Origin of the sequence: Dethiothermospora halolimnae (assembly GCF_037577855.1) — a bacterium.
GTDB lineage: Bacteria > Bacillota > Clostridia > Tissierellales > VENL01 > Dethiothermospora > Dethiothermospora halolimnae.
The window spans coordinates 41,800-54,983 of record NZ_JBAKFX010000024.1 but is presented as its reverse complement, the minus strand read 5'-3'; the positions used below and the strand labels follow the sequence as shown (position 1 = coordinate 54,983).

Annotated in this window: 9 protein-coding genes; 3 read left to right on the top strand and 6 right to left on the bottom strand. The window is 28.0% G+C overall.

The window, feature by feature from the left end:
* Nucleotides 1–136: 136 nt before the first annotated feature.
* The 5 genes from V6137_RS11045 to V6137_RS11025 all read right to left on the bottom strand — a co-directional run bounded on the left by V6137_RS11045 (nt 137) and on the right by V6137_RS11025 (nt 8,766).
* Nucleotides 137–2,587 carry a M28 family peptidase gene (locus tag V6137_RS11045; RefSeq protein WP_425447991.1) on the bottom strand — a complete coding sequence of 817 codons (2,451 nt, stop codon included), beginning with the start codon at nt 2,585–2,587 and terminating at the stop codon, nt 137–139.
* A 77-nt stretch (nt 2,588–2,664) separates the two neighbouring features.
* The gene (locus V6137_RS11040) at nt 2,665–5,109 is read right to left on the bottom strand and encodes a M28 family peptidase (RefSeq protein ID WP_425447990.1); all 2,445 of its coding nucleotides are present in this window, start codon (nt 5,107–5,109) and stop codon (nt 2,665–2,667) included.
* Between the two features lie 90 nt (nt 5,110–5,199).
* Nucleotides 5,200–7,620, bottom strand: a complete 2,421-nt coding sequence (locus tag V6137_RS11035; protein WP_425447989.1) for a M28 family peptidase — start codon at nt 7,618–7,620, stop codon at nt 5,200–5,202.
* 98 nt (nt 7,621–7,718) lie between these two features.
* A complete protein-coding gene (locus V6137_RS11030) occupies nt 7,719–7,985 on the bottom strand; it encodes a 2Fe-2S iron-sulfur cluster-binding protein (RefSeq protein WP_425447992.1) in 267 nt (88 codons plus the stop codon).
* A 223-nt stretch (nt 7,986–8,208) separates the two neighbouring features.
* Complete coding sequence (locus V6137_RS11025) at nt 8,209–8,766, bottom strand: hypothetical protein (RefSeq protein WP_425447988.1); 558 nt, start codon at nt 8,764–8,766, stop codon at nt 8,209–8,211.
* Nucleotides 8,767–9,024: 258 nt separating this feature from the next.
* Here V6137_RS11025 and V6137_RS11020 point away from each other — a divergent pair, with 258 nt between their 5' ends.
* The 3 genes from V6137_RS11020 (at nt 9,025) to V6137_RS11010 (ending at nt 12,444) form a co-directional block, all read left to right on the top strand.
* Nucleotides 9,025–11,118, top strand: coding sequence for an ATP-dependent helicase (locus V6137_RS11020; protein ID WP_425447987.1), 2,094 nt, complete (start codon nt 9,025–9,027; stop codon nt 11,116–11,118).
* A 215-nt stretch (nt 11,119–11,333) separates the two neighbouring features.
* Complete coding sequence (locus tag V6137_RS11015; protein ID WP_425447986.1) at nt 11,334–11,753, top strand: T9SS type A sorting domain-containing protein; 420 nt, start codon at nt 11,334–11,336, stop codon at nt 11,751–11,753.
* A gap of 16 nt (nt 11,754–11,769) precedes the next feature.
* A complete protein-coding gene (locus V6137_RS11010; RefSeq protein WP_425447985.1) occupies nt 11,770–12,444 on the top strand; it encodes a hypothetical protein in 675 nt (224 codons plus the stop codon).
* A 71-nt stretch (nt 12,445–12,515) separates the two neighbouring features.
* Here V6137_RS11010 and trhA read toward each other — a convergent pair whose 3' ends face one another.
* The gene (gene trhA / locus V6137_RS11005) at nt 12,516–13,166 is read right to left on the bottom strand and encodes a PAQR family membrane homeostasis protein TrhA (RefSeq protein ID WP_425447984.1); all 651 of its coding nucleotides are present in this window, start codon (nt 13,164–13,166) and stop codon (nt 12,516–12,518) included.
* Between the last annotated feature and the right edge of the window lie 18 nt (nt 13,167–13,184).

Here is a 13,184-nt window from a genome sequence, read left to right as displayed (position 1 = left end):
GTTATATTTTAAATATCATTTGATTACTGTTTGTCAAGGGCGGCTACGGTGGACTTAGTATAATTCCACTGGTTTATCCCAGTATTATCCATAACATTAGTTTTTCATAGAACTTTTTACATTACCAATAGTAAATTTAGTAACATATATATACAATTGTATCCAGTATAAGTTGTATTTGATTCTTAAGCATCTCTTTACTTATAACATTAATATCCTTTTGTTCCATACCATATAATCCATCTTGTAACTTTTCTATATAGGATTTAAGGTTCTGGGAACTAAAGAACATGCCTTTCCCTCCAAAGGTATGGATTCTCGAAATGTCTTCATATCCATCTAATAAGTGTTGTCTTTTTAGAGTTATTCCCAATTCTCCAGCTCTTTTTTCTATATATTTTATATATTCGAAATATTTTCTCTTGTTAGTACTAGCTACAGAAGTATCTAAAAATAATGTATTGGTATCTTTTAATCCTAGACTGTTCATACTTATTACAAATGAGTTTTCAAAAAACCCTAAGCCATTTTCTTTTAAGTACATATCTACACCTGTATCTTTTCTAAATTTTGAACCATCAAAAAATACAAAGACTATATCTTGTTCCGGTTTTTCCTTGGCATTGGCTAAAGTTTTAGCTATCTCTAATGTAGCTGATATTGATGTCCCATTATATAATAATCCCTTATATTTAATTTCATCATCATATCCTAGGTAATCATAATTTGTTGCTATAACCAGTTTCTCTTTACTACTGTCTTTTCCTTTAATTACCCCTGCTACATTTTTGTATTTAAATCCGTCTAAAATCTTTATATCATTTTTAGAGACCATATTTTTTCCCTCTAATCCCTTTAACTCTTTTAGGACTTCTTTATTAACTTCTAAAATTATCGGTTTTTTAGTCCCCTTTCCTCTATAATAAAGTTGTTGTTCTTCTTCTTCCTTATTACTCTCATAAACCTGCAATAGATTGACCTTCTTTTTATATGAATAGTTAGAATGCTCAGGCATTATTAAACCAGCTAATTTTACTTTTTTCTCTATCTTCTCAACATAATCATACAGATCATATATACCAAAAAATTTATTGTTATCCAATAATAAAAAATACTTATTGTTATTGATGAACTTTCCTTCCTCTAAGCTTTTTACAGTTAATATTTCACCAGAATATTTTTCATCATAATAACTGGGACTATAGGTATGAAAAGACGTGTATTTATAATCTTCTTTAAATTTTAATTTTTTTATTATATCCCCATTAGTGTCTATTATGGATAAGTTTACTTCTTCAATATCACCAATCTTATTATTAGACTCCATTTCCTTTATATATCCCTCTTTAAAATAGGATTTAAGACCATATTTCTTAAGATTATTTATGATATATTCACTTGCCTTATCCCTTCCAGCTGTCCCAAGCATTCTTCCCTCATATTTGTCTTTATCAAACTCCTGCACATGGCTAAAAGCTTTTTGTGTATCCACTTGATATAAACTACTTGGTGGAGGTATTAATAATGGTACAACAATTACTATTATAATAATAACCTTTAATATAACTTGTCCTTTGTATCTCCCCATGTTTTTACACTGATATATAAATGTTTTAGGAGATAAGTGAAAAGGTATCTTTCTTAAGTTGGAAATAAACCTTGAATTTCTTTTATTTAACTCTTTTTTTAGTCCCTCAGCAAAAAGGTTAAATCCTAATATACTAATAAAGAATGCCAAAGCTGGAAAAAAGGCTATCCAACTTTTTTTAGCCATTAAAGCATATGTACTACTTCCTAATAAGCCTCCCCATTCTGGATCAAAGCTAGCTTCAAGGATGCTTCCTTCTTTTCCCAGCAACTCATATGGATAAAAAACATCACCAACATATACACCAAAGACTCCCATGCTTGCCACAAGCATTAATGCTCTACCGATTTCAAAGAAAGTCTCTATTATAATAGTGGCTGTTAAGTGGGGCAACACATTTTGTGTGGCTATTAAAAATTTATTTTTTCCTATGGCAATTTCACCACTTATAAAATCTGTATTCAGTATTTCCTTAGTTCTTTCCCTAAGGAGTTTCCCCAATCTTGCCCACCCTACAAAGGTCAATACAACTATAAAAGCAATTATAGATTGGTTGAATTCAAGAGAATTTATTTGGCCAAAACTTAGTATTATGATACAGAAAATTAAAGTAGGTATAGTGCTAAAGATATTATCAAAAAGGTCAATTATTTTACCAATTATTTTGTTTCCAAATCCCGATATTAATGCCAGGGGCAATGCGGTTATAAGTCTAAATAATGCCACTAAAATGCCTAAACTCAAAGTATATTTGGCTCCATATATAATTTGACTAAATATGTCCCTTCCCACTATATCGGTTCCAAATAGATGTTCCTTATTAGGTGGCATATCAGGATTTTCATTAACATATTCACCGTTTTTCATTTCTAATGTGTTTAACTGCATTCCATATGGATCATATGTAATCAAATTGTCTCCAAATATCATTAAAATCATTAACAATACCATAATACTTCCACCAATTAATAATGGATAATTAATTCTTCTTATTTTCATTTCTCTCTCCCCCTTTATCTATAAGAGTAAAAAGAATTAAAAAAAGTTCATTTTTTTTAACTTTTTTATCACCATCTTTAATAAGCTATATATACTATAGAATCTAATATAAGTTGTATTTGATCTTTTAATAGTCCTTTATCTATTATTTTCATATCATTTTGCGGAGTGGAGTGTAATTTGTTATATGAACTTAATGCTACAGAACTAAAGAAAAACCCCTTTCCTCCAAAGGAATGCATATTAAAAATATCCTCACTACCATATAATAATTTTTCCCGTTTTAAATCTAATCCTAGTTCTTCAGCTCTTTTTTCTATGTATTGGGTATATCCAAAATATTTTTTCTTAATAGTTCTTCCCAGAGAAGTGTCTAAAAATAAATAATCACTATCTTTCAACCCTAAACTGTTCATACTGACAATGAATGAATCCCTTAAAGGACCTGAACCTTCTTTTAAGAAATAAGCCATAGAACCTACATTGCTATAATGTTTAGATCCATCGAAAAACAAAAAAATTATGTCCCGCTCTGGTTTCTCTTTAGCACTTGAGAATTTATCAGCCATCTCTAATACAGCTGATATTGAAGTTCCATTATATAATAATCCCTTGTATTTAATATCTCCATCGTACCCTAAATAGTCATAATTTGTAGTTACTATTAATTTTTCTTTACTACTGTCTTTACCTTTTATCATTGCAGCTATATGTTTATACTTAACATTATCTATAATTTTTATATTGTTTCTAAATACCATTTTTTGCCCTTCAAACTTTTTTAACCTTTCTAAGGTATTGTTAGTTGCCTCTAAGATTATAGGTTTATTCTCTACATCACCTTTATAGTTAAATAGACCATTTTGATTTACTTTAATGCTGTCAGTAAAAACTGACATTAAGGTTACCTTCTTTTTAAAGGGATATTTAAACATAGGATTTTGAGGCATTATTATTCCATTTAGTTTAACTGTTTCATTTAATGTATTAATATAATTATATAAATGGTATATAGTGTTAAAACTATTCTCTTCTAGTAAAAGAAAGTATTCTAATGTTTTATCAAACTCTCCTTTGTCCAATTTATCTACTGTTAATATTTTGCCAGAATATAATTTTCTATAATAGTTTTTAGTATATGCATCAAAGAAAGCATAATTATAATCTTTTTTAAACTGTAGCTTATCTATTATATCGCCATTATCTTTTAATATAGACAACTTATTATCTTCTATATCCCCTATTGAGTCCCCACTTTCTATTGTAGTTATATAACCTTCTTCAAAATAGGGTTTTAATCCATATCCCTTTAGACTATCTACTATATATTCACAGGCTTTATCTCTTCCCTTAGTTCCCAACATTCTTCCTTCATATTTATCTTTACTAAACTCTTCCACTTGGCTAAAAACTAACTTAGCATTTATTTTATATAAACTCTCTGGTGTAGGAATAAATAAAGGTATTAAGATTACCAACACTATACTAGTTTTAAACATTACCTGTTTTCTATATTTTTTTATGTTTTTAATTTGATAAATAAAGGTTTTGGGGGATAGGTGAAAAGGAATTTTTCTTAATCGTGAAATCACCCTTGAATTTCTCTTATTCACTTCTATTTTTAATCCTTCAGCCAAAAAATTAAAACCTAATATACTAACAAAAAAAGCAAGGGCTGGGAAAATAGCAATCCAGCTTTTCTTAGCTGTTAGTGCATAGGCACTATCCCCTAAGAGTCCTCCCCATTCTGGGTCAAAGGTTGCTTTAAAAGTATCCGATCTATAACCTAATAGTCTATATGGGTAAATCGTATGTCCTACATATACTTTAAATACAGCAAGACTGGCCAGAAGTACAAGGGCCCTTCCTATCTCAAAAAATATTTCAATTATAATTGTTACAGTTAAATGGGGTAATACATTTTGAATAGCTATCAAAAAATTACTTTTCCCTATAGCTACCTCACCACTTATAAATTCTAAATCTAAAATATTTTTAACCCTTTCCCTAAGTAATTTGCCAAGTCTTGACCAGCCTACAAAGGTCAGTACTATTGTAAAAGCCACAACAGACTGATCAAATCGAAGAGACTTTATATGATTAAAATTTAATATGATAATACAGAATATTAGTGTTGGAATTGTACTAAAAAAACTATCAAAAAAGTCAATTATTTTACTAACTACCCTATTTCCAAATCCAGCTATTAAAGATAATGGTAATGCTATAATAAGTCTAAATAATGCTATTAGAACCCCAAGACTTAAAGTATATCTAGCTCCATATATTATCTGACTAAAGATATCCCTCCCTACTATATCTGTACCAAATAAGTGGTCCCTATTAGGTGGTACGTCAATATCTGCAACATTAAGTTCTCCTCCTTCCATAGTAAATGTTTGTAATTGCATTCCATAGGGATCATATGTAATAATACGATCTCCAAACACCACTATTACCCCTAGCAATAGTACAATAATAACTCCAATTATCAATGGATAATTTATCTTTTTTACATTCATACATCTCCCCCATTTCCATCTATTGTATGTTTTTGTATTTTATTTTATTATACCATGCTATTGCGGCATTTTTCTGAATATTGTATTTATTTAATATGTTATATATATAATAGTATCTAGTATAAGTTGTATTTGTTCTTTTAGCAATTTTTTATCGATTAAGTTTAAATCACTTTGTTCTGTAGCATACATCTCATCTTTAAACTTTTCTATATCTGAATTAAAACCCATAGAACTAAAGAATATACCCTTTCCCCCAAAAGTATGTATACTTGACAGATCTTCATCTCCATATAGTAGGCGCTGCCTTTTTACTATTAAATCCAGTTCTTCTCCTCTCTTTTCTATATATTTGGAATACTCAAAATATCGTTTTTCCACCGTTCCTGCAAACGAGGTATCAAAAAATAGTGAATCACTCTTCCCTAAGCCAAGACTATTCATACTAATAACAAATGAATTTTTAAATATATCTAGCCCCTCTTCCTTTAAATACATACTAGCACCAGTATTTCCTTTAAATGTTGATCCATCAAAGAATAAGAAAATTATGTCTTGTTCTGGTTTCTCTTCTAATCGTGATAATTCTTTTGCCATTTCTAATGTAGCCGATATAGATGTTCCATTGTACAGCAATCCTTTATATTTAATATCTCCATCGTATCCTAGATAGTCATAATTGGTAGATACTATTAGCTTTTCTTTGCTACTATCTTTTCCCTTTATTACGGCTGCTATATTTTTATATTTAAAACCACTTATTTTTTCTATATCATTTTTACAAATCATTCTTTTACCTTCTAGTTTTTTTAACTCTTCTATAATTTCTCTATCTGTTTCCAAAACTATGGGAGCATTAAATTTAGGCTCTTCTTTATAGGCTTCTAATAGATTAAACTTCTTGTTAAAGGAATAATTAAACATTGGACTTCTAGGCATTATTATCCCTCTAATGTTAACTTTGTCCTCTAGATTATAGATATAATCATATAATTCATATGTATCAGTAAATTTATTATCATCTAATAATAGAAAGTATCTTTTATATCTATCAAAATTTTTCCTCTTTAAATTTCTTAAAGTCAATATGTTTCCATAATTTTCTTTAGTATAATAACTAGCCTTATAGGTATTAAAAAATGTATAACTATAATCCCTTCTAAACTTAAAATCTTTAATCTTCTCTCCATTATCATCTAATACTAATAGTTGATTTTCACCGATATCTCCAATTGTATCAATTGAATCTACTGTTTTTATATAGCCTTCTTTAAAATATGACTCCAATCCATATTCCCGCAGATTATCTACTATATATTTACATGCCATATCCCTGCCTTTAGTCCCAACCATTCTTCCTTGATATTTATCTTTATCAAATTCCATTATATGGCCAAAAGCGGTATTAACATTTACTTTAAGTAAACTCTCTGGTGGAGGTATTATTATTGGTATAACTATTACTATTATTAAAATGAATTTTATAGCCACATGCTTTTTACATTTATTTATATTTTTAATTTCATATACAAATGTTTTAGGTGATAAATGAAATGGTATTTTTCTTAAATGGGAAATAAACCTTGAATCTCTTTTATTTACTTCTATTTTTAATCCTTCAGCGAAAAGGTTAAACCCTAATATACTAATAAAAAATGCTAAGGCTGGAAAAAAAGCAATCCAACTTTTCTTTGACATTAAAGCATGTATACTATCTCCTAACATTCCACCCCACTCTGGCTCAAAGGTTGCCTTAAGGGGATGATTTTCTATTCCCAATAATCTATAAGGATAAATTGTACCTCCCACATATATGTTAAATATCCCTAGACTGGCTAAAAGCATTAAAGCCCTACCTACTTCGAAGAAAGTATTTATTATAATATTAGCAGTTAAATGGGGTACTACATTTTGTGTAGCTATCAACATCCTACTTTTCCCTGTAGCTACTTCTCCAGTTATAAAACCCTCGTTTAAAATTTCTTTTGTTCTTTCCCTAAGTAGCTTACTAAGCCTTGCCCAACCTACTACTGTTAATACAATAATAAACATAGTTACTGACTGACTGAACTCAGTATCTCTAATTTTATTAAAACTTAGTATTATAATACAAAATATTAATGTGGGTATAGTACTAAAAAAGCTATCAAAAAAATCAATTATTTTACTAACCTTTTTATTACCAAATCCAGATATTAAAGCCAATGGTAGAGCAATAATAAGTCTAAATATTGCCACAATTATACCAATACCTAGAGTATATTTAGCGCCATATATTATCTGACTAAATATGTCTCTTCCTACTAAATCAGTACCAAATAAATGATTAAAATTTGGCGGCATATCGGGGTCCTTACTAATAAACTCACCATTTTCGATTTTTAAAGTTTTTAAACTCATCCCGTAGGGATCATACTTTATAATGTCTTCTCTAAATATTATAAGGATACTAAATAATACTAGAATAATACTACCTATTAATAATGGATAATTTATTTTTCTTGTTTTCATCTATTTTCCCTCCCTTTATCTATTAGAGTATTAAGTACTATAATAGGTTCAATTTTTTTATAAATATATAAAAGCTGGAACACAAAATGTTCCAGCTTTTATATATTTACCGTTATATCATTATATGGTATAAAACTACATGCTAACCTATAATTTGCTTCAATCTGTTCATCTGACAACTTATTATATTCTTCTGCACTTACATCAAAGGTATCATTTCCCTCCAATATCTTCACTCTACAACCTCCACATAATGCATTCCCTCCACATGGTGAAGGTATCCTTACTCCATGTTCCCTGGCAATAGAAAGTAGTGTCTGTCCCGGAAACACCTTTACCTCTTTATTAGATTTTTTAAATTTTATAGTTATATATATATTAACCCACCCCTTCCCATTAATATGTATTAGTGTTTATCAAAGTTATAGAAAATATAAAAAAATAGTTAAGAGATTAGGCGGAATCAATAAATATAAAAAATATAAAGGAACAAAGACAGCTTTAATGCTTCTTTGTTCTATAGAAGATATAAAAAAAAGAATAAGTTTTTAATTATGCAATAGAATAGATAGAAGTCTTGTTAATCATTTACTCCGCTTTTATAATATCATCAATTATCATTGTTAAATTCTTAGGCAGTGACTTATTTTTATTATAAACAAAGAAGTTTATATTTTGATTATTTATAGATGTATAAAGATCTAAAAAGGCATCATCATCTAACTCTTCAAGTACAAAATCATTTATTAATATATATGCATTATTCCCCTTTATATCATTATTTATTTTAGATATTATAACAGGAAATAATTCCGCTGCACTCATATATCCTATTATTGACTTAACTTTTAGTATGTTAATTTCCTTATTATCCATATAATCAAATATGTTTTCTTTTTGCATAAAATCATCCACCGATAACTTAATATGATATCTCCGCTCTATTTCCTTTAAGTATCTAGAACCTTTAAATCTATGATACCGTTCTTTGGACCAAAAGGAATCCAATAGAAAAATATAATTTCCATCTTTAGATAATCCCTTTATATACTTTTTTATATAAGCCTCTATCTTTTTATTGTTTTTCCCGGTAAATAGGATATTTTTATTATATATATCTTGAGCTTTAAATAGTTCCTTAGTCAACTAACCACCTCCTAGCATCAGTTATTAGTACCTAGTATTAATTATATTAAATTATATCACATTTTATTACTCTATACAAAATAATATCTCCCAAAGTTTAGAATATATCTATTTTTCAGGTGTTATTTTTTAGTTTTTTGTCTATAAATATAAATAGACCAAGCTGAATCTATTGATACCCTATATAGATTATTATTTATTGATATTAAACTGTATGTTACAATAACATAATGAAAGATATTTAAGGAGGACATAATTTTGAATAATTTTTTTAATCTTCTTAATGATAATTTTAATATAGATTTAAATCCCCAACAAAAATCAGCAGTATCCCATAAAGATGGACCTGCTGTTATATTGGCAGTCCCTGGTGCTGGTAAAACCACTGTTTTAATATGTAGAACTGCTAATTTAATAATGAACCATAACATAAACCCTAAAAACATTTTATCTATTACCTTTAGTAAAGCTTCAGCTAGGGATATGAACAATAGATTTAGCGATATTTTTGGTAATACCATAAATAAACGTGTAAAATTTTCCACTATCCATAGCTTCGCTTTTATGCTTATAAAGGAATATGCATATCTTAATAACATAACTTACAAATTAATAGAAGGTATAAAGGGTAAATTTAATAAGACCCATATTTTAAAGGGAATATACCGCAAATTTAATAATAACTATATCAATGATGATAAACTAGAGGAATTGTTAAATTCCATAGGTTTTGTAAAGAATATGATGATAGATATTTCTAATTTTAAAGACTATGATAACTTTAATATTAAAAACTTTGATAAAATATTTAAGCTATATGAAAATTATAAAAGGGAAAATAACCTTATTGATTTTGATGATATGCTTACTATGACATTGGATATCTTAAGAAACACCCCTGGTCTATTAAAGAAATATCAAAACAGATATAAATATATACAGCTGGATGAAGGACAAGATACTTCTAAAATACAAAATAAGATAGTACAAACCCTAGTTAATCCTAAAAACAACTTATTTGTAGTGGCCGATGATGATCAATCTATATATGGCTTTAGGGGAGCAAGTCCTAAAGATCTTCTTAATTTTAAACACACATATAAAGATGCTAAAACTTTTTTTATGGAAGAAAACTTCCGTTCAACCAAAAATATTGTATCTGTATGTAATGACTTTATTAAAAGTAATACAACAAGATACAATAAAAACATATTTACTAATAACGACAGCAAAGGACCTATAAATATAATTAAACTTAAAGATGAATTTAAACAATATGAATATATAATAAATAAACTAGCTAAAGATACTAACTTTTCTGATACCGCCATATTATTTAGAAATAATATCTCGGCAATAACATTGGCAGAAGTTCTTAATAGAAACAATATCCCTTTTTATAACAGGGATTCCAAACTTAGCTTTTTTAATCATTGGATTGTTCATGACATAAAATCTTTTATAAGGTTAACTTTAGATAATAGCGATACTACTTCATTTGAACATATATATTTTAAAATGAAGGGCTACCTTTCTAAGGCTTCACTAAACTACATTCAAAATAGAGATAGAAATACATCTGTTTTTGATAGATTAATGGATTATCCTGGTTTTAAACCCTTTCAAAGAAACAATATATCAAATCTAAAGAGGGATTTTCATAAATTATCTAAAAAAAGACCCTACCATGGTATCTTATTTATTGAAGACAACCTAGAATATAAAAAACATCTATTAGATAAATGTGAAAAGTTTAATTATTCCTATGACAATATAAAAAATATATTATCAACATTGAAAACCATTGCCCTTGAAACAACATCATTTATTGAGTTTTTAAATAGACTTGATAATCTAAAGAGCATAATGTTAAATTCAAAAGATAACTTTAATAAAAATGCTATTTCTTTATCCACCATCCATTCTGCCAAGGGTTTAGAGTTTAATAATGTTTTTATAATTGATTTAATAGACGGGGATTTCCCGTCTTCGAGTTCCATAGAAAATTACAATATAGGTGATATAAGTGATTTAGAAGAGGAACGAAGACTTTTTTATGTTGCAATGACTAGGGCTAAGGAAAATTTAGATTTAATAACTGTAAAGGAAAAAAACCGTGATAGGGTTTCCCAATCTAGATTTATATCTGAAATAGAAACTATAGTAAATGAAGATAATAATGTAATATCAGGTGGATTTAAAGTGGGTGACTCTGTTAATCATAAAAAGTTTGGTTTTGGAAAAATAAATGGAATATATGATAATACTGTGGTTATTATATTTGACAATAATGGTAAAAAGGAATTATCGTTGGATATCTGTATTGAAAATAATTTATTAAAAGTTATTTAATCTAAAGGAGATGACTATCTTATAGTCATCTCCTTTAATATTCATAAACTAAATTTTTTACAGGTACTTTATTAACTGTATCTTAATTTTTATGAAATAACTTTCTTTTGACAAAATATTTTGTATGTCTAGATATATTTGACATATATTTATTCTTTTGGTAATATCATGTTGTAAGTTATTGCTATAAAAAATAGAAAAAAGGAGATGGTGAAGTGAAAAAATTTATTAGTTTATTTATTGTTTGTTTATTATTCTTAACTGCATCTAATGTGTACGGTAATCAAAATTTATGGGAATCTGAGCCTAATAATGACTTTAGGACAGCAGATACTATTGGGGCAAACAGGTGGAAGAAGGGAACTATAACTTCAAAAGACAGTAGTGATGATTATTATGAATATCATCATGAAGGAGGAAAATGTACATTTATATTAACTAATATGCCCTTTGAATGTGATTACGATATTTATGTATATAATGAATATGGCAACCGTATAGGTTATGACGAATCTAGCAATAAAGTTATGAATTCAGTTACTTTCAATGATCTATCACGTGGAGTATATTTTGTAAAAATTAAATCTGCTAGTGGCACTTCACAAAGTAGCTATGAAGTAAGTGTAACCATTTAGATGTTAGGAGGATTTTATGATACATTTCCAAAGTTTACAAACCAATAAAGTTAATCCTTATAACTACACCCATAAAATTAGTAACCCTCAAGCAACAAAGGTCTACAATAATTCAAAACACAAAACTACAGACACACTAGATTTATCTATGGATATAAATAATTTTTATGAAGAGAATTATAGCTTTCTTGATATAGATTTTTTATGTAATAATATTTTAAAATTACATTCTAACAATCTTAGGTTTCCTTCACATTATAGTATTGAAAATAGTTCTAGTTCTCTTCAACATAAAATTAGTGTTGACATTTATTCAAAAGCGGAAGAAATGGCAAAACAATTTTATAAGAAAGGTAAAACTTTTGGTAGATCTGGTAATCTATTAAGTCTAAAAGAATTTCAAAATGACATAGATATATATCTTTTAAATATTTCAAAAGTAATTGAAGATCAAGTTAATCTATTGGGAAATGTTAATAATAAAAAATCTTCATTTAGAAACTCTTTAGATGATGAATTTATTAAAATTTTAAAAGAACATCAAGGTAGAACAAATAAGTCACAAAATAATAGTCCAAATAATAGTCCAAATCAAAAAATGCTACTACATTTAAAATATTCTTTATTATCTAATAGGGACTTTATTCATCGAATAAATAAACTTAAAAGTTTTGTTTTACAAAATGCTTAAAAATATTTAATTATAAATAAAAAGGCGCTGGAAAGTGCCTTTTTAACATTCAAAATTTCCAGCTATTCATTCTAAATATATAATATATAATTAAACATAACTATAAAATGACATATGCTACCTAGTATTATAAATATGTGAAATATCTCATGGAACCCAAAATATTTATTTGTAATATTAGGTTTCTTTAATGCATAGATAACTCCACCTACCGTATACATTACCCCTCCAAGGATTAACCATGTTACCCCTGCTAAGGATAGATTCTTTACAAGGGGGAAAAATGCAATAACAACTATCCACCCCATTATAATATAAGAAAGTGTTGATACTATTCTAGGTACATTTATCCATACTGCTTTTATAATCATCCCTGCTATTGCAACTGTCCATATAATAGTGAAGATAGTCCATCCCCAAGCTCCCCTAAGGGCAACTAAGCATATGGGAGTATATGTACCTGCTATCAAAAAATATATCATCATATGGTCTATTTTTCTAAGTATCCTATTGATTTTTTTTGATATATCAAGCATATGGTACACAGAACTTGCGGTATATAGGGCAATAAGACTGGCTCCAAATATAGAGAAAGTTACTATATGCCAAACCGTAGCAGTTTCCGCCGCATTATAGACTAATAATACTAATCCGACTATGGACAATATAGCCCCAAATAAATGGGTTAGACAATTTACAGGCTCTTTAATTCTTTTGATCAAACTAACATCCCCTTATAA